Source organism: Pseudomonas sp. NPDC087336 (assembly GCF_044744285.1).
Taxonomy (GTDB): domain Bacteria; phylum Pseudomonadota; class Gammaproteobacteria; order Pseudomonadales; family Pseudomonadaceae; genus Aquipseudomonas.
This window is the reverse complement of record NZ_JBIUYA010000014.1, coordinates 68,011-89,427: the sequence shown is the minus strand read 5'-3', so window position 1 is coordinate 89,427 and position 21,417 is coordinate 68,011. Positions and strand designations below refer to the sequence as shown.

Sequence of the window (21,417 nt, the reverse complement as noted above, 5' to 3'; positions counted from 1 at the left end):
GCCCCTGCCATGAAACCATCGCTAGTCTTGAGAATGGGCCAGCAGCTGACGATGACACCGCAGCTGCAACAGGCCATCCGCCTGCTCCAATTGTCGACCCTGGACCTGCAACAGGAAATCCAGGAGGCCCTGGAGTCCAATCCGATGCTCGAGCGCCAGGAAGAAGGCGACGACTTCGATAATTCCGACCCACTGGCCGACAACGCCGAACACCAGCCCAGTACCGACACCCAGGAACCCTCATACCAGGAAAGCGCCCCGACCGTCGATAACATCGAGGAAGGCGACTGGAACGAGCGCATCCCCAATGAACTGCCTGTCGACACCGCCTGGGAAGACGTCTACCAGACCAGTGCCAGCAGCCTGCCGAGCAACGATGACGACGAGTGGGATTTCACCACCCGCACATCGGCCGGCGAGAGCCTGCAAAGCCACCTGTTGTGGCAATTGAACCTGGCACCGATGTCCGACACCGATCGCCTGATCGCCGTGACCCTGATCGACTGCATCAACAACCAGGGTTATCTGGACGAGACGCTGGAGGAAATCCTCGAAGCCTTCGATCCGGAACTGGACATCGAACTGGACGAAATCGAAGCCGTCCTGCACCGCATCCAGCAATTCGAACCCGCCGGTATCGGTGCGCGCAACCTGGGCGAATGCCTGCTGCTGCAATTGCGCCAGCTAACCGCCAAGACACCTTGGCTGGCCGAAGCCAAGCGCCTGGTCACCGACTACATCGACTTGCTCGGTAGCCGCGACTACAGCCAGCTGATGCGCCGCATGAAGCTCAAGGAAGATGAACTGCGCCAGGTCATCGAACTGGTCCAGAGCCTCAACCCGCGCCCGGGCTCGCAAATCGAGTCGACCGAAGCCGAATACGTGGTTCCCGACGTGATCGTGCGCAAGGACAACGAACGCTGGCTGGTGGAGCTCAACCAGGAGTCGGTGCCTCGCCTGCGGGTCAACGCCCAGTATGCAGGGTTCGTTCGCCGTGCCGACACCAGCGCCGACAACACCTTCATGCGCAATCAGCTGCAGGAAGCCCGCTGGTTCATCAAGAGCCTGCAAAGCCGCAACGAAACCCTGATGAAAGTGGCCACGCAGATCGTCGAGCATCAGCGCGGCTTCCTGGAGTACGGCGACGAGGCGATGAAACCATTGGTCCTGCATGACATCGCCGAAGCAGTCGGCATGCACGAGTCGACGATTTCACGGGTCACCACGCAGAAATTCATGCATACCCCTCGGGGAATCTATGAACTGAAATACTTTTTCTCCAGCCACGTCAGCACCTCCGAAGGCGGAGAATGCTCGTCCACGGCGATTCGCGCGATCATCAAAAAACTGGTAGCTGCGGAAAATCAGAAAAAGCCGTTGAGTGACAGCAAGATCGCTGGTTTACTGGAGGCACAAGGCATTCAGGTGGCCCGCCGCACCGTCGCCAAGTACCGCGAATCCCTGGGGATCGCGCCTTCGAGCGAACGCAAGCGGTTGATGTAGGGCCACGCCACAGCGTTCCAGTGGCAGATCATCTGGATCTGCCGCTTTATGCACTGGCAACGAAGGAGAAGCTGTATGCAAGTCAACATCAGTGGACACCAACTGGAAGTGACCGAACCTCTTCGCTCCTACATCGGCGAAAAACTCGAACGATTGGAGCGACATTTCGACAAGATCACTAACGTGCAGGTCACGATGACGGTCGAAAAGCTGAAGCAGAAAATCGAAGCCACGCTGCATATTCCCGGCAATGAAGTGGTCGCCAACGCGGAACATACCGACATGTACGCGGCGATCGACGCATTGACCGACAAGCTGGATAAACAACTCAAAAAGCATAAGGAAAAGACCCAGAGCCTCCTCCAGGGCGCTACGGGTCGTTAACACTCCCAACCCATGATCCGACTTGAAAGCATCCTGACCCCCGGCCGTTCCCTGGTGAACGTGCCGGGCGGCAGTAAAAAGAAAGCCCTCGAGCAAATTGCCAACCTTATCCATCGCGAAGTGCCGGATCTGGAGATGCAAGATGTCTTCGAGGCTTTGATTGCCCGTGAAAAACTGGGCTCGACCGGTTTTGGCAACGGCATCGCCATTCCCCACTGTCGCCTGAAGGGCTGCAACGCACCCATCAGCGCCTTGATGCACTTGGATGCCCCCATCGATTTCGACGCCATCGACGGCGCCCCGGTTGACCTGCTGTTTGTGCTGCTGGTCCCGGAAGCCGCCACCGATGCGCACCTGGAGTTGTTGCGCCAGATTGCCAGCATGCTCGACCGCAAGGACGTGCGCGACAAACTGCGCAGCGCCCCGAGCAATGAAGCCTTGTATCAGGTTGTCCTGAGCGAGCAAAACGGGCAGTAATCATGCGCTTGATCATCGTCAGCGGCCGCTCCGGCTCGGGTAAAAGTACCGCCCTCGACGTCCTCGAGGACAACGGCTACTACTGCATAGACAACCTGCCGGCGGGGTTGCTGCCCGAACTGGCCGAGCGAGCGCTGATCCACACCGAGCTGGCACAACCGCTGGTTGCCGTATCCATCGATGCACGCAACCTGCCAAGCCACCTGTCGCGGTTCCCCGAGTTGCTGGCCGAAGTGCGCAGTCGCCACATCCAGTGTGATGTCCTGTACCTGGATGCCGACGAGGAAACCCTGCTCAAACGTTTCTCGGAAACCCGTCGGCGCCACCCGCTGAGCAATGCCAACCGCTCACTGGCCGAAGCGATCAACGACGAGACCACCCTGCTCGGGCCGATTGCCGACCTTGCCGATCTCAAGCTCAACACCACCAGCCTGAACTTGTATCAACTGCGCGATACCATCAAGCTGCGCCTGCTGAACCAGCCGGAACCCGGTACGGCGTTCCTCGTGGAATCGTTCGGGTTCAAGCGCGGCATGCCGGTCGACGCCGACCTGGTATTCGATGTGCGCTGCCTGCCCAATCCTTACTGGAAGCCGGAACTGCGCGAGCAGTCCGGGCTCGACCAACCGGTGGCCGAATACCTGGCGGCGCAACCCGATGTGGAGGAAATGTTCCAGGACATTTCTACTTACTTGCTCAAATGGCTGCCACGCTTTGCCGCCAGCAACCGTGCCTATGTCACCATTGCCATTGGCTGCACCGGCGGCCATCACCGCTCCGTCTACCTGACTGAACGTCTTGGCCAGGTCCTGCAGCAATCCCTGAAGAATGTCCAGGTTCGCCACCGCGACCTCAGCTAAAGGATTCACATCGCGATGCCTGCTCTGGAAATCGAAATCATCAACAAGCTGGGCCTGCATGCCCGCGCTTCGGCAAAATTCGTTGGGGTCGCCGGTCAATTCAAGGAATGCACGATCAGGGTAGGACGCACGCCAGAAACCACCGTCGATGGTAAAAGCATCATGGCGATGATGATGCTGGCCGCCGGCAAGGGCACCAGGATTTATCTGAGCACGCAAGGCGAGCAGGAACAGCAAGCGCTGGATGCGCTGGTAGCGTTGATCAACAACTACTTCGACGAAGGCGAGTAAAGGTCAAAAGATCGTCCGCAGGCTCGGGCCGCATTCGGACGATCTTTTTCTCAACCCAACGCCGTATCCATCACCATCATCAAACAAAACCCGATCAGCAACCCAAGGCTGGCCAGCTTGTCGTGACCATGCCGCCGCGACTCGGGAATGACTTCGTGGGTGACCACCAACAGCATCGCCCCCGCCGCCAGCGCCAAACCCAAAGGCAACAACAGTTCAGCCAGGCTCACCAGCCACGCGCACAACAGCGCGAACACCGGCTCAACCAAACCTGACGCTGCACCCATCAAAAAAGCCTTGAAACGCGACATCCCTGCCCCGGCCAGGACCAACGCGATCACCAACCCTTCCGGCACATCCTGCAAGGCAATGCCCATTGCCAGGCTGTCGGCATCAGGCATACCACCACCGGCCGACACGCCGACCGCCATGCCTTCAGGGATGTTATGGGCAATGATTGCAAACACGAACAGCCAGATCCGTGGCGGGATCACCGGATGCTCCACGGAGCCGATGAGCATTTGTGGTGAAGCTTGCGCGACCTTGCGATCCACCAGGAACAAAGCGAGCGCGCCGAGCATGATGCCGAAACAGATCAAGCTGCTGGCTGCCCACGGCGTCATGTCGAGGTTTTCTGCCGCCGCAATGCCCGGCACGATCAGCGAAAACGCTGTCGCCGCGAGCATCACGCCAGCACCAAAGCCCAGCAGGGTATCGCTGAGTGCCTGGGGCATACGCCGGATCACCAGCACCGGTACGGCCCCGAGCGCGGTACCCAGGGCGCAGATCGCACCGCCCTGCAACGCCCGCGATAGCCGCGGCTCCAGATCCAGCCACGCCAGCCCGTGTGCAACCAGCAAGCTCGTGCCCGCCAGCAGTAGCAGCGATCCAAAAGCGTAACGAAACATTCGTCCACTTCCGATCGCCAGTGTTTCAGTGCCCATAATCAGCCTTGGGTTGTTTTTATTGAACACTCAGGCCAGTGCAGCTTGATAGCGCGCAGCAACTTCTGGCCAATTGATCACGTTGTAGAACGCGCCGATGTATTCCGGACGGCGGTTCTGATAGCGCAGGTAGTAAGCGTGCTCCCACACATCCAGGCCGAGGATCGGCGTATTGCCATTCATCAACGGACTGTCCTGGTTGCCACTGCTTTCCACGACCAGGGACTTCTGCGGTGTAACGCTCAGCCAGGCCCAGCCACTGCCGAAACGGCTCAGGGCAGCCTTGGTGAAAGCCTCCTTGAAACTGTCGAAGCCACCCAGTTGCTCGTCGATGGCCCGGGCCAGCGTGCCTTCGGGCTTGCCGCCGCCGTGGGGCGCCATGACCTCCCAGAACAGTGAATGGTTGGCGTGGCCGCCACCCTGATTGATCACTGCCGCACGGAGCTTGTCAGGCAGTTGCTGTACGGCGGCCACCAGCCTTTCCACTGGCCACTCGGCGAACTCGGTGCCCTCGACAGCAGCGTTCAGGTTGTTGATATAGGTCTGGTGGTGCTTGGTGTAGTGAATCTCCATGGTCTGCGCATCGATGTGCGGTTCCAGGGCGTCGTAGGCATACGGCAAGGCAGGCAGGGTAAAAGCCATGTTCAGTGGACTCCATGAGGGTGAGGCACAGGGCGTTGCGAGGGTGAGGCCGCATCGATGTGCAGCAAACGATGGGTGCGTGGGTATTCACCGTGTTCGCTGATGAAATTCAGCAGCTCGACGTAGGTCTTGTTGCTCTGGCGCAGTGCGGCTTCGCGCAGGGCTGGGCTCAGTCGCGGGTCCTGCATGGCTTGCAACAGGCGCTGGTGGATGGCGCACAGGTACTCGGCGCTCTCCTCCGGCTGATTCAGGCGCAGATGCAGGTCCGCCAGGTTGTGATGGGAAATCACGCAGGCCGCCACCGCTTCATCGGCATTTCCCCAGCGCTCGAACAGCACCTGGGCCAGTGCCAATGCCTGCAAGTAAGCCTCGCGAGCATCGACCAGCTCGCCCAACATGAAACAGCGATTTGCCCTTTCGATCGTGCGTTTCCAGTGATCCATGGTGAGCCTCCAAAGCGGTGGTAGTGTTTACACGCCGCCAGCGGTGAGTTTTTCCGGGTTGAGCAACTCTTCCAGCTGACTACGCGACAGGTCCGTGTGCTCCAGCGCGACATCGATCACCGGGCGGCCCTGCTGATAGGCCTTCTTGGCGATTTCAGCGGCCTTCTGGTAGCCAATGATCGGGTTGAGTGCGGTCACCAGGATCGGGTTGCGCGACAGCGCTTGTTTGATCCGGTCTTCATTGACCCTGAAACTGGCAATTGCCTTTTCACCCAGCAGCCGGCTGGAGTTGGCCAGCAATTCGATACTGCTCAGCAGGTTCTGGGCGACGATTGGCAGCATCACGTTGAGCTCGAAATTGCCCGACTGACCGGCGATGGTGATCACCGTGTCGTTGCCGATCACCTGGGCGGCGACCATGGCGGTGGCCTCCGGGATCACCGGGTTGACCTTGCCGGGCATGATCGAAGACCCCGGTTGCAAGGCTTCGAGCTCTATCTCGCCCAGGCCGGCCAAGGGGCCGGAGTTCATCCAGCGCAGGTCGTTGGCAATTTTCATCAGCGAAACCGCGGTGGCCTTGAGCTGGCCGGATACGGCAACGGCAGTGTCCTGGGACCCGATCAAGGCAAACAGATCCACCCCCGGGGTGAATTGCACCTGGGTCAGCTTGCTCAGCTGTTGGCTGAAGCGCTCAGCGAATTCGGGATGCGCATTGACGCCAGTGCCCACTGCCGTGCCGCCCTGGGCCAGGGATTGCAGGCTTGGCAGCAGATTCTGCAAATGGCCGATGTTGGCCTTGAGCTGTTGCGCCCAACCATTAAGTACCTGGCTCATGCGCACCGGCATGGCATCCATCAGGTGGGTGCGACCGGTCTTGACGTGGTGTTGCACCTCTTGCGCCTTGCTCTCGATCACCTGTACCAGCTCGGTCAGGGCCGGCAACAACTGCTCGTGCAAGGCCAGCGCGGCACTGACATGGATAGTGGTCGGGATGATGTCGTTGCTGCTTTGGCCGCAGTTGACGTGATCGTTGGGATTCACGGGCTCGCCGAGCAGGCGGCTGGCCAGGGTGGCGATCACTTCATTGGCATTCATGTTGGAACTGGTGCCGGAACCGGTCTGGAAAACATCCACCGGGAAATGCTGCATGAAATCGCCTTCGAGCAGGCCTTGCGCCGCCAGGGCGATCGCGTTGCCCTGGGACTCGCTGATCTGCTTGAGCTCAATGTTGGCCCGGGCAGCGGCAGCCTTGGCCAGGATCAGCGCGCGGATGAACTGCACCGGCATCGGCTTGCCGCTGATCGGGAAATTATCCACCGCTCGTTGGGTCTGTGCGCCGTAGAGGGCGTCTTGCGGGACCTGAAGCTCGCCCATGCTGTCGCGCTCAATACGTGTCTTGGTCATCTGAATATCCTTGCACCAGTTCAGTTAAGGGAATCGAAGGCTGCAACTCGCAGGTCGCCAGTTGCCAGGTGTAGCTCTGCCAGCGTTTGAGGCGACATTTGCACAGAGAGAGGCGCTCGAGTTCGCGCAGCGGGCGCCAGGCCTGGTCCAGGCAGTAAGTGCGCCAGTGCCAGGGCAGCGCGACATCGGCGGCGGTGTCGAGCAACAGACGGAAGGAAGTTTCAGCGACGGTCCAGGGCGAGGTCGCCGTGCAACAGGCCAGATACCGGCCTTCGGCCAGGTAATGATCGATCAGGCGCGGCTCGTCGGGATCCATCGCGCAACGGATCTGGCGACTCATCCAGCGCCAGCTTTCGAGGTAGGGCTGCTCGTGCAAGGCAGAACTCATGATCCGGGGCTCATTCGGTAATGAGATTTATTATTAAATGATAATGATAACCAAAACAAGCTCAAAAGATCGCAACCTTCGCCAGCGCCTACAGGTGATCCATGTGGGGGCTGGCGAAGGCTGCGATCTTTTGATCTAAAAAAAAGGCGCGCCACCCAATGGGTGGCGCGCCTTTGGGTGTAACGGCGAGGCTTAGCTACCCGCCACCGTCATCCGCTCAATCAACACCGAGCCCGTGCGAATGTTGCTGCGCAATTCCAGGTCGTTACCCACAGCTACGATCTGCTTGAACATGTCACGCATGTTGCCGGCGATGGTCACTTCCTGAACCGCGAACTGGATTTCACCGTTCTCGACCCAGTAACCCGCCGCGCCACGGGAGTAATCACCGGTGACCATGTTCAGGCCCTGGCCCATCAATTCGGTGACCAGCAGACCGCGCCCCATGCGACGCAGCAAGGCAGCCTGGTCCTCATCGCCATGGGTGACGAACAGGTTGTGCACACCACCCGCATTGGCGGTGCTAGGCATGCCAAGCTTGCGACCTGAGTAGGTGCCGAGAATGTAGGACACCAGCTCGCCTTTTTCGACGAACGGTTTGGCGTACGTGGCCAGGCCATCGCCATCGAACGCCGCGCTGCCCAGGGCTCGCATCAGGTGCGGACGTTCGTCGATGGTCAGCCATTGCGGGAACAACTTCTGACCCAGCGTGCCTTCGAGGAAGGAGGATTTACGGTACAAGCTGCCACCGGAAATCGCCGACAGGAAGCTTCCGAACAAGCCGCCGGCCAGTTCCGCGGAAAACAGCACCGGCACTTCGCAGGTCGGCACCGGACGCGCGCCCAGGCGGCTCGCTGCCCGTTGCGCAGCACGTTGGCCGATGCTCACCGGGTCAGCCAGCAGATTGCCCTGGCGGTTCACGTCGTACCAGTAATCGCGCTGCATCTGGCCATCGGCCTCGGCGATCATCACGCAACTCAAGCTGTGCCGGGTCGACGCATAACCGCCAACAAACCCGTGGCTGTTGCCGTAGACGCGGCAGCCCTGATGCGTGCTCAGGGTGGTGCCATCGGCGTTCTTGATCCGGCTGTCGGCGGCAAACGCCGCGGCCTCACAGGCCAGCGCCTGCTCGATCGCTTGCTCCGGGGAGATGTCCCATTGGTGGAACAGGTCGAAGTCCTGCACATCGCTGGCCATCAGCGCGGCATCTGCCAGGCCCGAGGCTTCGTCTTCCGAAGTGTGCTTGGCGATAGCCAAGGCAGCGGCAACGGTTTCACGAATCGCCTCCGGCCCACTGGCCGAGGTGCTGGCCGAGCCCTTGCGCTGACCGACGTACAAGGTGATGCCAAAACCCTGGTCGCGGTTGAATTCGACGGTTTCGACTTCACGCTGGCGAACCGTGGTCGACAGGCCTTGCTCCAGGGACACCGCTACTTCACAGGCACTGGCGCCCTGTCGCTTGGCTTCAGCGATGATCTGCTCGACCTGTTCCTGCAGTGCCGGCAACGCTTGTGGGCCGACGCTTTCAACTGCACTCATGCTGTTCTCCACTCAAATTCTGCTTTCGGTAACGGTCATCGAGCGACCGGGCCGGACAAGCGGCCCCCGACTGGTTATCATGGCGGCGTTTCTTTGCGGACGGCCACCATGGTTGATTCTTACGACGACTCCCTCGATACGGGAGAAAAAAGCAAATCCCAGGTCAAACGCGAGCTGCATGCTCTGGTTGACCTTGGCGAGCGCCTTACAACACTCAAGCCTGACTTGCTGGCAAAACTGCCGTTGACCGACGCCTTGCGCCGGGCCCTGGCCGATGCGCCCAAGCACACCGCGAACATCGCGCGTAAACGGCACCTTCAGTTCATCGGCAAACTGATGCGCGATCAGGACACTGACGCCATTCTGGTCTTGCTCGATCAACTCGATGCCTCCACTCGCCAGTACAACGAACGCTTCCATAACCTGGAACGTTGGCGCGATCGCCTGATCGCCGGCGACGATGCCGTACTGGAAAAGTTCGTCGTCGACTACCCGGACGCGGACCGCCAGCAATTGCGCTCCCTGATCCGTCAGGCCCAGCACGAGGTTGCGCAAAACAAGCCTCCTGCTTCGAGCCGTAAAATCTTCAAGTACATCCGTGAACTGGACGAGACTCAACGCGGTCTGCGTTAAGTAACGTCCATCCCCTGTAGGTGCTGCCGCAGGCTGAGATCTTTCAAGATCAAAAGATCGCAGCCTGCGGCAGCTCCTGCATCTGTCATCTTATGCGCCCGTGCCACCCACGGTGATCGCATCAATCTTCAGCGTTGGCTGGCCGACACCCACCGGCACCGACTGCCCGTCCTTGCCACACGTCCCCACGCCGCTGTCCAGTGCCAGGTCGTTGCCGACCATCGACACCTTGCTCATGGCCTCCGGGCCGTTGCCGATCAACGTCGCGCCTTTGACCGGGGCGGTGATCTTGCCGTCTTCGATCAGGTACGCCTCGCTGGTGGAGAACACGAACTTGCCGCTGGTGATGTCCACCTGACCGCCGCCGAGGTTGGCGCAGTAGATGCCACGCTTCACTGACGCGATGATTTCCGCCGGGTCGCTTTCGCCGGCGAGCATGTAGGTATTGGTCATGCGCGGCATCGGCAGGTGCGCGTAGGATTCGCGACGGCCGTTACCGGTGCGGGCCACACCCATCAGGCGGGCGTTGAGCTTGTCCTGCATGTAGCCTTTGAGTACGCCGTTTTCGATCAGCGTGGTGCACTCGGTCGGCGTACCTTCGTCATCGACGCTCAAGGAGCCACGGCGACCGGCCAGGGTACCGTCATCGACGATGGTGCACAGCTTGGACGCGACCATCTCACCCATGCGCCCGCTGTAAGCCGAGCTGCCTTTGCGGTTGAAGTCGCCTTCCAAGCCGTGGCCTACCGCTTCGTGCAGCAGCACGCCCGACCAGCCGGAACCCAGTACTACCGGCAAGGTACCGGCCGGCGCCGCAATGGCTTCCAGATTGACCAGTGCCTGGCGCAACGCTTCACGGGCATAGTCCATGGCGCGGTCTTGCGCAAGGAAATAACGGTAATCGGTACGCCCGCCACCGCCGTGGCCGCCGCGCTCGCGACGGCCGTTCTGCTCGACAATCACACTGACGTTGAAGCGCACCAATGGCCGTACATCCGCCGCCAGGCCACCATCGGTGGACGCCACCAGAATCCGCTCCCAGACACCGGCCATGCTCACGGTGACTTGCTGGATACGCGGGTCGAGGGCGCGCGTGGCGGCATCGATGCGCTTGAGCAGATCGACTTTCTCGGCGCGGGTCAGCACTTCCAGAGGGTTATCCGGCCCGTACAACTGCGCCACATCCTGGGTGGTGAATGCTTGCACGGTGCCATTCTGCCCGGCCCGGGAGATCGAACGGGCGGCCCGTGCCGCCGCGCCCAAGGCTTCCAGGGTGATGGCATTGCTGTAGGCAAACCCGGTCTTCTCACCGGATTGCGCGCGAACGCCAACCCCTTGGTCGAGATTGAAGCTGCCTTCCTTGACGATGCCGTCTTCCAGCGCCCAGGACTCGGAAATCTGCCCCTGGAAATACAGGTCGGCGGCATCGATACCGGGGCCGGCCAAGTCGCCAAGCACACCTTGCAGGCTTTCGATCGTTACGCCACCGGGTGCCAGGAGGTGTTCACTGACTGAGGACAACAACTCGCTCATATGCTTTACGCCTTAAATTCATCGTTCTGAGGCAGGCCGCTGGGCGCCCTGCGAGAAAAAGCGCCGGTGACTGGACACCGGCATCCGCGCCCGGATGGACGCCTGTTCGCTGCTATCGCGTTCGGCCAGCAGCACGGCCTCGCCTTGATCCTGTTGCGCCAACACCCGCCCCCATGGGTCGACAATTGCCGCATGGCCCCAGGTTTCCCGTGGCCCTGGATGCGTTCCACCCTGGGCGGCCGCGAGCACATAACACTGGGTTTCGATGGCTCGTGCACGAATCAGCACGTCCCAGTGGGCGGCGCCGGTCACAGCGGTAAAAGCCGACGGTGAGGTAATCAGTTCCGCGCCGGCAGCACGTAACTCACTGTAGAGCTCCGGGAAGCGCAGGTCGTAGCAGACCGTCAGGCCGACTCGCCCGACCGGTGTGTCCGCGACCACCACGCCACTGCCATAAGCATAGTCATCGGATTCGCGATAACGGCCGCGATTGTCCGCCACGTCCACGTCAAACAAGTGCAGCTTGTCGTAGCGAGCGACCGTTTCGCCCTGATCATCGACCAGCAACGAACAGGCGTGCACCTTGGCCGTCGGTTGATCCACCGGCGGCAACGGCAAGGTGCCGGCCACTATCCATAACTTGAGGTCGCGGGCCGCCTGTTTCAACCAGGGCAGGATCGGGCCTTCGCCCAGTGCCTCGGCGCGGCCGATGTCGGCGATGTCGCGCCGGCCCATGGCGGCGAAGTTTTCCGGCAGCACGGCCAATTTCGCACCGCCCGCGGCGGCTTGTTCGAGCAACTGACGCGCCCGGCCCAGATTTGCCAGCACATCGCTCTGGCTGACCATTTGAATTACCGCTACAGACATGGCCTTTCCTTAGTCTGGAATTCAACACACACCTGTAGGAGCGTGGCTTTCCCGCGAAAAACGATGACGCGGTCGTGCTGATACACCGCGGCGCCTGGTTCGCCGGCAAGTCGGACCGCCGCACCGCTGGCTCCTACAGAGATAAGCGTTGGAGCACCTAGCGCCATGCTACTCCATAGGTTTGGAGGATGGCGTCAAAAAGCCTTGTCGAAGGTGATTTTCGGTTCTTTCCACGGCCCCTTGACGTTGTACTTCACGCTGGCAAAGCGTGACACACGGTCACCGATCAACTTGTCGATCAGGAACAGCGCCCCGCCGATCGCCGGTGCACCGACAATCAGCGCGGCAATGGGCAGGTTGTTGGTCACCGGCAAGGTCACCAGCAGTTTCGCATCAATCTGATCGGCCACCATGTTCAGGGTGCCATCGAGCTCGATGGTGCTAGACGGGCCAGTCAGGCGGATTGGCTCGCGGGTCACGTACACGCCGTTGGTCGCCACCAGCAGGCCCTTGACCCGGTCATAGCTCATGCCTTTGCCGAACAGATCGGAGAAGTCCAGGCGCAAGCGGCGGCCAATGGAGTTGAAGTTGAGCAGGCCGAACACCCGCAACGCCTGGGCACTGCCTTCAACCTCGACAAACTGGCCTTCCTTGAGCGACGCATCGAGGGTGCCGGAGAAACGCTTGGTCGCCAGCCATGCAGGCGAGCCGGGCCAGCGGCCGTCGACATCCATGTGAAACGCCTGGCTGGTGACGCTCGGCGCAAAGCCCCAGCCCTTGAGTACATCCGCCAGGTTCTTGCCGCTGATCCGTCCCTTGTACCAGCTGGTGCTGGCGCCGGGCGCCCCTTCCCAACCGCCGCTGCCTTGTAACAGGATGCCCTTGAGGCCCAGGTCCAGCGAGTTGAGCGCAATGCCCTTGGCGGTCGGACGCACCTTCAACGACCAGGCGCCGACCAGATCGTTGCCCTGGTACAACTGATTGATAGTGATATCCAGCGCTGGGATATTTTTCGGGTCTACCGAGGCCAGTGGATCCGGCGAGTTTTCGTCGGCCAGGACCTTTGGGTCAGGTGCCGGCAGCCGCACGGTTTGCAGGTTGATCACCATCGGCGCGGCCTTGGCATCGGGGATGCTGGCAGTGCCCTTGACCTGCTGGCTGTCGAGTTGCAAGGCCCATGCGGACGGTTTGCGCGTCAACTGCACCGCTGCCTGGTCAAGCGTGGTGCCGAAGGCGCTGAGCTTGCCGACCTTGATGTCCGCACCACTGAGCAACTGCTTGGCATTGCCGCCGGGGTCTTGGCCGGCATACTTGTTCACCAGATCCTGCCAGGGGCCGACATCCAGTTCCGACAGCACGCCGCGAATGCGCAGGCCCTTGGCCCCGGGCAGCACGGCATTGCCATTGCCGAGGAACAATTCGCCGCGGCCGTTGGCAAAATTGCCGGTCGGCGCGGCAAACGTGAAGTTCGCCAATTCACCGTAGTTCACCCAGTAGCGCCGCTCCGGACCCTGCAAGGTCATGCGGAACGTCGTATCGCGCCCCGCGTCGGCAGCCTTCCCGAAGGGCGCCGGCAAATCAACCGTTACGCCCTTGAGATTGGAATTGACCATCAATTGGCTATCGGCGCCATCCAGGGTCAGTTGCAGTTGATACGGGATCACGCCGCTCACCGGCAACGGCTGGGTCACGCTCAGCCAGTCCGTGAGTTTCTTGACTTCGACCTGCCCGGAAGCGGTGACCCGGGTATTGAGCTTACCCTCGCGACCATCGGCGAAAATCTGCGCAGTCACAAGTTTATCGAAGGCGCGTGCACTGATGTTCTGCCCGCTCAACCCTTTGCTGCTGTCGAAACGGAAGTCACCCTTGAGCTGAGTCAGCTCGAGGGGGGGCTCGGGCAGTTTCAGGCGGGCCTTTGCCGCCTTGAAATCAACCAGGATCTTCGGCTGTTCGCCCTTGGCCAGCGGGATATCAAGCTTCAGCTTGCCTTGCAGATCGCCCTCGCCTTCCCAGCCAGCGAAAGTCTCGGCTGTGCCGATCGGCGCTTCCTTGAGAATTTTCAGACCGTCGCCCAATCCGCCGGCGAACGCGCCATCGAGAAACAGGTGACTGTTGTGCCCGGCAGGCACGTGGGGAATATTGACGTAGATGTCGCGGACCTGGGTGTCGAGCAATTGCCCCTTGCTGGCCAGGATCCGCACGCCACTGTCTTCGACGAACACGTCACCCGTGACCTTGCTGACATGCGGCCAGCCAGGCTGAAACGCCAGCTCGGCATCGTGGACCTTGAAAAACAGGCTGATGCTGCGGGCTGTTTCCTGCGCGCCATGGTTCAAGGAGCCTTGGTACTGGAAAAACCCCTGATCCACCGCACCTTTGAGAATCGCCGTGCGCAGCCATTCGTCCAGCGCCGGGCTGAGGACGGTCGGCAGGTATTTGGCGGTGTAGCGACCGTCGCCGTCCACCAGACCGACCCGCAAGTCCATGTAGTCTTCCTGTGTCTCATCGAAAAACAGGCGGATAAGGAAGTCGCCGGCAATCTTGCCTTCCTCGCCCAGTACCTTCAGGTACGGTGCGATCAAGGTGAAACTTTCCTTGTCGAGCTTCCAGGTCAAGGTCGCGTTGGCCTGGATGTATTGCCATGGTTTGGCGAAAATCGGGTCCAGGTGCAACATGAAATCCTTACTGTCCATGCGCAACTCGCCACGGCCAAGGTCCCCGCTGATACTGCCCGTGACATTGCGCGCCGCGGGTGCACCGTGATACGCGTCAAAGCCCACGCGATCAAGGTTGGCCGCGAAGCTGAACCGGCTGTCGTCGGTGGCATTGGGCTTCACGTCGATCAGTACGTTGCGCAGTCCCCCGGTGACCTTGAGCCGCTCGACCACCGTGGCGACGCCGTCCGGCAATGGCGCCAGGGCATTGAGCAAGGGCGTGAGTGGTGTCAGGTCGAGACGGTCGGCTTGCAGATGCCAGAGATTCTGCGTGCGGTCCGAAGCCTCGGTCTGCTTGAATTGCAGACGCGACTCCCAACGGGTCTCGCCAAAGTTCATGGCCAGGGAGTCAACCGTTACCAGCATGCCCTCGGCGCTGCGCTGGAAATAACCGTTCAGCGCCAGGTTGTTGATCTGGACCGGCTTGCGCTCGGCATAAGCCCCCTTCAATTGCGGGGCATTCAAACGCACGGCGGCACTTTGCAAGGCACCCTTGCCCCAGGTTGCCCACAGCTCGCCACCGGCCTTGAACTCGGAGAAATTCCATTGCTGGGTCAGGGTTTCGGGCAACCATTTCGACCAGTCGCTTTGCGGCAAGCTCACATAGACTTGCGCTTCGCCGTCCTTCCACTGGCTGGCACGAATACGGGTACGCACACTCAAGGCCAATGGCTGGCCATCGGGCAGGGTCAAGCGGGCATCGAATCGCTGGCGGGATGGACCGGTGTTCAGCGTCGCGCCGACGTATGTCAGGGTCAGCGGCGATTCTCCCCAGGGCTGCAAAGTGACCTGGCTGTCGAGTACCGACAGCTGCTGGATCATTTGCATGCGATTGAGCAACTGCTCCGGGTCGAGGGGCTGATCGTCCTTGACCGGCAAACCTTCCAGCGCCCACGCGCCGTCATCGCCTTGCTTGAGGCTGATCTTCAGGCCATTGAGTTCCAGATTGGCGATACGTACGTCACGAGCCAACAGACTGGCCCACACGTCCGGGACAGCCCGTACGTTTTCCAGGTGCAGAGCGTTAGCCCCCTCGCCCACGGTCACGTCGTGAGCCGACAAGATGGGCGCGAAGCCACTCCAGCTGCCTTTCAACTCGCCGATTTGCAGGGGCATGCCCAAGGCTTCGCTGGCCTTGGTTTCGACTTCGGCACGGTACTCAGCCACCAACGGCGCCAGTTCCCGGCCAAGGCTGACGTACAACGCCATCACCACCAAAACCAACGCGCACAGGCCCAGACCCCAGCGGGTCAGTGCGGCCAATATGCGTGTCAGACGCTCCATGTCAGTTGGCTCCCATGGCAAAAGTTCTGCAGAAAGCTGAGGCCAGCCGTTCAGGAAAATTCAGGACGTAGCAGTTCAGAGCAGCACGACGTCGTATTGTTCCTGGGAATACATGGTTTCGACCTGGAACCTGATGGTGCGCCCGATAAACCCTTCAAGTTCAGCGACGTTACCCGACTCTTCATCGAGCAGGCGGTCGACGACTCGCTGGTTCGCCAATACACGATAGCCTTCCGCTTGATAGGCGCGAGCCTCACGCAGGATTTCGCGGAAGATTTCGTAGCAAATGGTTTCGGGAGTCTTCAGCTTGCCACGCCCCTGGCAACTGGTGCACGGCTCGCACAGGACCTGTTCGAGGCTTTCTCGGGTGCGCTTGCGGGTCATCTGCACCAGACCCAACTCGGTGATACCGATGATGTTGGTCTTGGCGTGGTCGCGCTCCAGTTGCTTCTCGAGCGTGCGAAGTACCTGGCGCTGGTGTTCTTCGTCTTCCATGTCGATGAAGTCGATGATGATGATCCCGCCCAGGTTGCGCAGCCTCAGCTGACGGGCAATGGCGGTGGCGGCTTCGAGGTTGGTCTTGAAGATGGTTTCTTCAAGGTTGCGATGCCCGACGAACGCACCGGTATTGACGTCAATGGTGCTCATGGCTTCCGCCGGGTCGACCACCAGGTAACCGCCGGACTTCAACGGGACCTTGCGCTCGAGCGCCTTCTGGATTTCATCCTCGACACCGTACAGGTCGAAAATCGGTCGCTCGCCCGGATAATGTTCCAGACGATCGGCGATCTCCGGCATCAATTCGGCGACGAACTGCGTGGTTTTCTGGAAGGTTTCCCGGGAGTCGATGCGGATTTTCTCGATCTTCGGGCTCACCAGATCCCGTAGCGTGCGCAACGCCAGGCCGAGATCTTCATAGATCACACTCGGCGCGCTGATGGTTTTGATCTGCTCGCTGATCTGGTCCCATAGCCTGCGCAGATAGCGGATGTCCATAAGGATTTCATCGGCCCCGGCGCCTTCGGCCGCCGTGCGCAGGATGAACCCGCCCGCTTCCTTGATGCCTTCTTTGGCCACGCAATCGGTGACCACTTGCTTGAGGCGTTCGCGCTCGGCTTCGTCTTCGATTTTCAACGAAATACCGACGTGAGCGGTGCGTGGCATGTACACCAGGTAACGCGAAGGGATCGACAGCTGCGTCGTCAGGCGCGCACCTTTGGAGCCGATCGGGTCCTTGGTGACTTGCACCACCAGGCTCTGGCCTTCGTGCACCAGCGCACTGATGCTCTCGACCGCCGGACCTTCACGCAAGGAGATTTCCGACGCATGAATGAACGCGGCGCGGTCCAGGCCGATATCGACGAACGCCGCCTGCATGCCGGGCAGTACCCGCACGACCTTGCCTTTGTAGATATTGCCGACGATCCCGCGCTTTTGCGTGCGCTCGACATGAACTTCTTGCAGGACACCGTTTTCGACCACCGCCACGCGCGATTCCATCGGCGTGATGTTGATCAGGATCTCTTCACTCATGGCAGGGTCTCGTTCAGGCATGTTCACGATAATGGCCGGTTACGACGCTTAGTGCGCGTTATTGGGTTGCCAACAGGGTATGCCGAAATGGCCGAGCAGTTGCGCGGTTTCGCACAGCGGCAGTCCAACCACCGCCGAGTAACTTCCAGTGAGCCCGGCGACAAACACCGCGCCCAATCCTTGAATGCCATAGCCACCGGCCTTGTCCCGGGGTTCGCCGCTGGCCCAGTAGGCCGCCGCTTCTTCAGGGCTGATTTCACGAAAACGTACGTGACTGGTGACCACCAAAGATTCGCAACGCTCACCGTCAAGCAGCGCAATCGCGGTCAGAACCTGATGCTCACGCCCCGACAACATCTTCAGCATGGCGCACGCATCGTCTTCATCAACCGGTTTGCCAAGAATTTTTCCGTCGAGCACCACGGCGGTATCTGCACCGAGCACGCAGCAGGCTGCTTCAGACGAGACGGCGCCGCGTCCGGCCTCGGCTTTGCCGCGCGCCAGGCGCTCGACATAGGCCGAAGAGGATTCATGCATCAAAGGGGTTTCATCGATATCCGCACTGATGGCGGTGAACGGCACGCCGATCTGCGTGAGCAGTTCACGCCGACGCGGAGAGCCAGAGGCGAGGTACAACCGTTTCATCAAGACCTCTCCCTGTCTAATGCCTGAGCGAATTAATTGATTTTGTAGCGTCGACGCAATCCGCGCAAACCGAAGCTGACCCAAGGCCAGAGCAACGCGCTGACCAGTGCCGGCAATACCAGCGCCAGGGTTGGCTGACGATTGCCGGTCAGGGCACTGAGCCAGAGCTGTACCAGCTGGGCGAGGCCGAAGATCACCAGGATCACCAGGCTCTGCTGCCACATCGGGAACATTCGCAGGCGTTGCTGCAGCGCCAGCACCAGGTAGGTGATGAGCGTCAAGATCAATGCATTCTGCCCCAGCAGCGTGCCGTACAGCACGTCCTCGGCCAGGCCCAGGCACCAGGCGGTGACCATCCCGACTTTCTGCGGCAGTGCCAGCGCCCAGAACGCCAGCAGCAAGGCCAGCCAAAGCGGGCGCAGGATTTCCATGAATTGCGGCAGCGGCGATACGCTGAGCAACATGCCGACGGCGAAAGTCAGCCAGACGATCCAGCCGTTTCGGGAAGCTGTAACACCGACCATTATTCTCGTCCCCCAGTGGTAGCCGGCGCGGAGACTGGCGGTTTGGCAGCAGGCTTGACGACAGCGGGTTGCGCCGCCGGTGGCTTGGCGGGTGCCGTCGCGGTAGGTTTGGCGGCAGGCTTGGCCGGGGTCGTGGCAGCCGGCGCGGCCGCTGTTGGAGTCGCCGGAGCAGCGGGAGCCGCAACAGCCGCCGGTACAACTGCCGGCCTCGGCACGGTTGCCGGAATGATCGGCCCACCGCCCTGCGCATCCAGGCTTTCCTGAGCCTGAGCCGCATCGTTGGCGCGCTCTTCGGCCGTGCGGGTGTCGCTGAACACCAGCAGCAGGTATCGGCTGCGGTTCAAGGCGGCTGTCGGAACGGCGCGAACAATGGCGAACGGCTGACCGGAATCGTGGATCACTTCCTTGACCGTCGCCACCGGGTAACCCGCCGGGAAGCGCTGGCCGAGGCCGGAACTGACCAACAGGTCGCCTTCCTTGATATCGGCGGTATCGGCCACGTGGCGCAGTTCAAGGCGCTCCGGGTTGCCGGTGCCGCTGGCAATGGCGCGCAGGCCGTTGCGGTTGACCTGCACCGGAATGCTATGGGTGGAATCGGTCAGCAGCAGGACCCGGGAGGTGTAGGGCATCAACTCGACCACCTGGCCCATCAGGCCACGGGCATCGAGTACCGGCTGACCAAGCACCACGCCGTCGCGCTCACCCTTGTTGATGATGATGCGATGGGTGAACGGGTTGGGGTCCATGCCGATCAATTCGGCCACCTCGACCTTTTCGTTGACCAGCGCCGACGAGTTGAGCAACTCGCGCAGCCGAACGTTCTGTTCGGTGAGGGAGGCAAGCTTTTGCATACGCCCCTGCAACAGCAGGTTTTCGCTCTTGAGCTTTTCGTTTTCGGCGACCAGTTCGGTGCGGCTGCCAAACTGGCTGGCCACACCCTGCCATAGCCGCTGCGGCAGGTCGGTGATCCAGTAAGACTGCATCAGCGCCAGCGACATCTGGCTACGCACTGGCTTGAGCAGTGTGAAGCGGGCATCGACCACCATCAGCGCGACCGATAGCACGACCAGCACCAACAAGCGCACGCCCAGTGAGGGACCCTTGGTGAAAAGCGGTTTAATAAGCCGCTCCTCCCAGGCAAATGTTCTCTTTATTCATACGGCATCAAACCGGCCTGGATGCAGACGACAGAAGATAAACGCGAACAGGCAGCACTGCAAAGTGCCGCCTGCGCGCTCAACAGCATGGAGGCGATCCGGCGACTTATTCGCTGGAGAGCAGGTCCATGGTGTGTTTATCCATCATTTCCAATGCACGGCCACCGCCGCGAGCAACGCAGGTCAACGGGTCTTCGGCGACGATCACCGGCAAGCCGGTTTCCTGGGCCAGCAACTTGTCGAGGTCACGCAGCAAGGCGCCACCACCGGTCAACACCAGGCCACGCTCGGCGATATCGGAAGCCAGTTCCGGCGGCGACTGCTCCAGTGCGCTCTTCACGGCCTGAACGATGGTCGCCAGCGACTCTTGCAGCGCTTCGAGCACCTCGTTGGAGTTCAGGGTGAATGCGCGTGGAACGCCTTCGGCCAGGTTGCGGCCACGAACGTCGACTTCGCGAACTTCGCCGCCCGGATAGGCGGTACCGATTTCCTGCTTGATGCGCTCGGCAGTGGACTCACCGATCAGGCTGCCGTAGTTGCGACGCACATAAGTGATGATCGCTTCGTCGAAACGGTCGCCACCCACCCGAACGGATTCGGCGTAGACCACACCGTTCAGGGAGATCAGCGCGATTTCGGTGGTACCGCCACCGATGTCCACCACCATCGAACCGCGGGCTTCTTCAACCGGCAGGCCGGCACCGATCGCAGCAGCCATCGGTTCTTCGATCAGGAATACTTCACGGGCACCGGCACCGAGGGCCGATTCACGGATGGCGCGACGCTCAACCTGGGTGGATTTGCACGGAACGCAGATCAACACGCGAGGGCTAGGCTGCAGGAAGCTGTTTTCATGAACCTTGTTGATAAAATACTGCAGCATCTTTTCGCAGACGCTGAAGTCGGCGATCACGCCGTCTTTCATCGGACGAATGGCAGCAATGTTGCCCGGCGTACGGCCCAACATGCGCTTCGCTTCGGTGCCGACAGCAACGACACTTTTCTGGTTACCGTGCGTCCGAATGGCCACAACCGATGGCTCATTCAGGACGATACCGCGCTCACGCACGTAAATAAGGGTGTTGGCAGTGCCCAGGTCGATGGAAAGATCGCTGGAAAACATGCCACGCAGTTTCTTGAACATGGGAAAGGGACCCTAGGCAACGCGTGGGTAAAAAAGTGCGGCAAACTCTAACAACGACAGGGATTTTGGGCAAGGCGCCAATATGTTAAATTGGCCGCTTTTCTGTGCACCAAGCCCCACAATCGCGGCCATATGACCGTAGAAGTGCGGTAGTGTTCCGACAATCTAACACACGGACGCCGTCCGTCTTGTTTTCCACTGGAGAATCCCAATGGCGCTTGAACGCTCCGACGTGGAAAAAATCGCTCATCTGGCCTGCCTTGGCCTCAATGATGCCGATCTTCCACACATTACTTCGGCCCTCAACAGCATTCTCGGGCTGGTCGACGAAATGCAGGCGGTCAATACCGATGGTATCGAGCCGCTCGCCCACCCACTGGAAGCCAGCCAGCGCCTGCGTGCAGACGTCGTGACCGAGAGCAACAATCGCGAGGCCTACCAGTCCATCGCACCAGCGGTCGAAAACGGCCTGTACCTGGTTCCGAAAGTCATCGACTAAAGGGAAAGA

21 protein-coding genes are annotated in these 21,417 nt (G+C 60.7%); 7 read left to right on the top strand and 14 right to left on the bottom strand.

Annotated features, from left to right (window positions below; all coding sequences use genetic code 11):
* Nucleotides 1-9: 9 nt before the first annotated feature.
* The 5 genes from ACIO0C_RS16090 to ACIO0C_RS16070 all read left to right on the top strand — a co-directional run bounded on the left by ACIO0C_RS16090 (nt 10) and on the right by ACIO0C_RS16070 (nt 3,515).
* Complete coding sequence (locus tag ACIO0C_RS16090; RefSeq protein WP_401313665.1) at nt 10-1,503, top strand: RNA polymerase factor sigma-54; 1,494 nt, start codon at nt 10-12, stop codon at nt 1,501-1,503.
* A 75-nt stretch (nt 1,504-1,578) separates the two neighbouring features.
* Nucleotides 1,579-1,887, top strand: coding sequence for a ribosome hibernation-promoting factor, HPF/YfiA family (gene hpf / locus ACIO0C_RS16085; RefSeq protein ID WP_008018717.1), 309 nt, complete (start codon nt 1,579-1,581; stop codon nt 1,885-1,887).
* A 12-nt stretch (nt 1,888-1,899) separates the two neighbouring features.
* A complete protein-coding gene (gene ptsN / locus ACIO0C_RS16080; RefSeq protein ID WP_401313663.1) occupies nt 1,900-2,364 on the top strand; it encodes a PTS IIA-like nitrogen regulatory protein PtsN in 465 nt (154 codons plus the stop codon).
* Between the two features lie 2 nt (nt 2,365-2,366).
* Nucleotides 2,367-3,224 (top strand): RNase adapter RapZ, encoded by an 858-nt coding sequence (rapZ, locus tag ACIO0C_RS16075; RefSeq protein WP_020796638.1) that lies wholly within the window; start codon nt 2,367-2,369, stop codon nt 3,222-3,224.
* Nucleotides 3,225-3,239: 15 nt separating this feature from the next.
* Nucleotides 3,240-3,515, top strand: coding sequence for an HPr family phosphocarrier protein (locus tag ACIO0C_RS16070; protein ID WP_401313661.1), 276 nt, complete (start codon nt 3,240-3,242; stop codon nt 3,513-3,515).
* 50 nt (nt 3,516-3,565) lie between these two features.
* On the opposite strand, the gene ACIO0C_RS16065 is transcribed toward ACIO0C_RS16070, so the two are convergent.
* The 6 genes from ACIO0C_RS16065 to pmbA all read right to left on the bottom strand — a co-directional run bounded on the left by ACIO0C_RS16065 (nt 3,566) and on the right by pmbA (nt 8,875).
* Nucleotides 3,566-4,459, bottom strand: a complete 894-nt coding sequence (locus ACIO0C_RS16065) for a ZIP family metal transporter (RefSeq protein ID WP_401313659.1) — start codon at nt 4,457-4,459, stop codon at nt 3,566-3,568.
* Between the two features lie 30 nt (nt 4,460-4,489).
* Complete coding sequence (locus ACIO0C_RS16060; protein ID WP_401313657.1) at nt 4,490-5,101, bottom strand: superoxide dismutase; 612 nt, start codon at nt 5,099-5,101, stop codon at nt 4,490-4,492.
* Nucleotides 5,102-5,103: 2 nt separating this feature from the next.
* Nucleotides 5,104-5,544: a hypothetical protein gene (locus tag ACIO0C_RS16055; RefSeq protein WP_401313656.1), complete on the bottom strand. Its 441-nt coding sequence runs from the start codon at nt 5,542-5,544 to the stop codon at nt 5,104-5,106.
* 27 nt (nt 5,545-5,571) lie between these two features.
* Nucleotides 5,572-6,948, bottom strand: coding sequence for a class II fumarate hydratase (locus tag ACIO0C_RS16050; protein ID WP_401313654.1), 1,377 nt, complete (start codon nt 6,946-6,948; stop codon nt 5,572-5,574).
* Nucleotides 6,929-7,336: a FagA protein gene (locus ACIO0C_RS16045; protein ID WP_401313652.1), complete on the bottom strand. Its 408-nt coding sequence runs from the start codon at nt 7,334-7,336 to the stop codon at nt 6,929-6,931. The genes ACIO0C_RS16050 and ACIO0C_RS16045 overlap by 20 nt, the downstream gene beginning before the upstream one ends.
* 192 nt (nt 7,337-7,528) lie before the next feature.
* Complete coding sequence (gene pmbA, locus ACIO0C_RS16040) at nt 7,529-8,875, bottom strand: metalloprotease PmbA (RefSeq protein ID WP_401313650.1); 1,347 nt, start codon at nt 8,873-8,875, stop codon at nt 7,529-7,531.
* A 108-nt stretch (nt 8,876-8,983) separates the two neighbouring features.
* On the opposite strand from pmbA, the gene yjgA reads away from it, so the two are divergent.
* Nucleotides 8,984-9,508 carry a ribosome biogenesis factor YjgA gene (yjgA, locus tag ACIO0C_RS16035; RefSeq protein ID WP_008054354.1) on the top strand — a complete coding sequence of 175 codons (525 nt, stop codon included), beginning with the start codon at nt 8,984-8,986 and terminating at the stop codon, nt 9,506-9,508.
* A gap of 90 nt (nt 9,509-9,598) precedes the next feature.
* On the opposite strand, the gene tldD is transcribed toward yjgA, so the two are convergent.
* From tldD to mreB, 8 genes are all read right to left on the bottom strand, one after another.
* The gene (tldD, locus tag ACIO0C_RS16030) at nt 9,599-11,041 is read right to left on the bottom strand and encodes a metalloprotease TldD (RefSeq protein ID WP_401313648.1); all 1,443 of its coding nucleotides are present in this window, start codon (nt 11,039-11,041) and stop codon (nt 9,599-9,601) included.
* An 18-nt stretch (nt 11,042-11,059) separates the two neighbouring features.
* Nucleotides 11,060-11,908: a carbon-nitrogen hydrolase family protein gene (locus ACIO0C_RS16025; protein ID WP_401313646.1), complete on the bottom strand. Its 849-nt coding sequence runs from the start codon at nt 11,906-11,908 to the stop codon at nt 11,060-11,062.
* A 194-nt stretch (nt 11,909-12,102) separates the two neighbouring features.
* Complete coding sequence (locus ACIO0C_RS16020) at nt 12,103-15,906, bottom strand: YhdP family protein (RefSeq protein ID WP_401313644.1); 3,804 nt, start codon at nt 15,904-15,906, stop codon at nt 12,103-12,105.
* A 75-nt stretch (nt 15,907-15,981) separates the two neighbouring features.
* A complete protein-coding gene (rng, locus tag ACIO0C_RS16015; protein WP_272604624.1) occupies nt 15,982-17,439 on the bottom strand; it encodes a ribonuclease G in 1,458 nt (485 codons plus the stop codon).
* A gap of 48 nt (nt 17,440-17,487) precedes the next feature.
* Nucleotides 17,488-18,084, bottom strand: a complete 597-nt coding sequence (locus ACIO0C_RS16010; RefSeq protein WP_401313642.1) for a Maf family protein — start codon at nt 18,082-18,084, stop codon at nt 17,488-17,490.
* A gap of 32 nt (nt 18,085-18,116) precedes the next feature.
* A complete protein-coding gene (mreD, locus tag ACIO0C_RS16005; protein WP_008054347.1) occupies nt 18,117-18,608 on the bottom strand; it encodes a rod shape-determining protein MreD in 492 nt (163 codons plus the stop codon).
* A complete protein-coding gene (gene mreC / locus ACIO0C_RS16000; protein ID WP_401313795.1) occupies nt 18,608-19,729 on the bottom strand; it encodes a rod shape-determining protein MreC in 1,122 nt (373 codons plus the stop codon). Before mreC ends, mreD begins: the two co-directional genes overlap by 1 nt.
* A 142-nt stretch (nt 19,730-19,871) precedes the next feature.
* Nucleotides 19,872-20,909 (bottom strand): rod shape-determining protein MreB, encoded by a 1,038-nt coding sequence (mreB, locus tag ACIO0C_RS15995; RefSeq protein WP_002555108.1) that lies wholly within the window; start codon nt 20,907-20,909, stop codon nt 19,872-19,874.
* Nucleotides 20,910-21,120: 211 nt separating this feature from the next.
* Here mreB and gatC point away from each other — a divergent pair, with 211 nt between their 5' ends.
* Entirely contained in the window at nt 21,121-21,408 is a 288-nt protein-coding gene (gatC, locus tag ACIO0C_RS15990; RefSeq protein WP_008054345.1) for an Asp-tRNA(Asn)/Glu-tRNA(Gln) amidotransferase subunit GatC, read from the top strand.
* The last annotated feature ends 9 nt before the right edge of the window (nt 21,409-21,417 follow it).

Excerpts from the sequence above, each read along its gene's own strand:
- ACIO0C_RS16090 (WP_401313665.1), top strand. The coding sequence starts at position 10 with ATGAAACCATCGCTAGTCTTGAGAATGGGCCAGCAGCTGACGATGACA.
- hpf (WP_008018717.1), top strand. The coding sequence starts at position 1,579 with ATGCAAGTCAACATCAGTGGACACCAACTGGAAGTGACCGAACCTCTT.
- ptsN (WP_401313663.1), top strand. The coding sequence starts at position 1,900 with ATGATCCGACTTGAAAGCATCCTGACCCCCGGCCGTTCCCTGGTGAAC.
- rapZ (WP_020796638.1), top strand. The coding sequence starts at position 2,367 with ATGCGCTTGATCATCGTCAGCGGCCGCTCCGGCTCGGGTAAAAGTACC.
- ACIO0C_RS16070 (WP_401313661.1), top strand. The coding sequence starts at position 3,240 with ATGCCTGCTCTGGAAATCGAAATCATCAACAAGCTGGGCCTGCATGCC.
- ACIO0C_RS16065 (WP_401313659.1), bottom strand. The coding sequence starts at position 4,459 with ATGGGCACTGAAACACTGGCGATCGGAAGTGGACGAATGTTTCGTTAC.
- ACIO0C_RS16060 (WP_401313657.1), bottom strand. The coding sequence starts at position 5,101 with ATGGCTTTTACCCTGCCTGCCTTGCCGTATGCCTACGACGCCCTGGAA.
- ACIO0C_RS16055 (WP_401313656.1), bottom strand. The coding sequence starts at position 5,544 with ATGGATCACTGGAAACGCACGATCGAAAGGGCAAATCGCTGTTTCATG.
- ACIO0C_RS16050 (WP_401313654.1), bottom strand. The coding sequence starts at position 6,948 with ATGACCAAGACACGTATTGAGCGCGACAGCATGGGCGAGCTTCAGGTC.
- ACIO0C_RS16045 (WP_401313652.1), bottom strand. The coding sequence starts at position 7,336 with ATGAGTTCTGCCTTGCACGAGCAGCCCTACCTCGAAAGCTGGCGCTGG.
- pmbA (WP_401313650.1), bottom strand. The coding sequence starts at position 8,875 with ATGAGTGCAGTTGAAAGCGTCGGCCCACAAGCGTTGCCGGCACTGCAG.
- yjgA (WP_008054354.1), top strand. The coding sequence starts at position 8,984 with ATGGTTGATTCTTACGACGACTCCCTCGATACGGGAGAAAAAAGCAAA.
- tldD (WP_401313648.1), bottom strand. The coding sequence starts at position 11,041 with ATGAGCGAGTTGTTGTCCTCAGTCAGTGAACACCTCCTGGCACCCGGT.
- ACIO0C_RS16025 (WP_401313646.1), bottom strand. The coding sequence starts at position 11,908 with ATGTCTGTAGCGGTAATTCAAATGGTCAGCCAGAGCGATGTGCTGGCA.
- ACIO0C_RS16020 (WP_401313644.1), bottom strand. The coding sequence starts at position 15,906 with ATGGAGCGTCTGACACGCATATTGGCCGCACTGACCCGCTGGGGTCTG.
- rng (WP_272604624.1), bottom strand. The coding sequence starts at position 17,439 with ATGAGTGAAGAGATCCTGATCAACATCACGCCGATGGAATCGCGCGTG.
- ACIO0C_RS16010 (WP_401313642.1), bottom strand. The coding sequence starts at position 18,084 with ATGAAACGGTTGTACCTCGCCTCTGGCTCTCCGCGTCGGCGTGAACTG.
- mreD (WP_008054347.1), bottom strand. The coding sequence starts at position 18,608 with ATGGTCGGTGTTACAGCTTCCCGAAACGGCTGGATCGTCTGGCTGACT.
- mreB (WP_002555108.1), bottom strand. The coding sequence starts at position 20,909 with ATGTTCAAGAAACTGCGTGGCATGTTTTCCAGCGATCTTTCCATCGAC.
- gatC (WP_008054345.1), top strand. The coding sequence starts at position 21,121 with ATGGCGCTTGAACGCTCCGACGTGGAAAAAATCGCTCATCTGGCCTGC.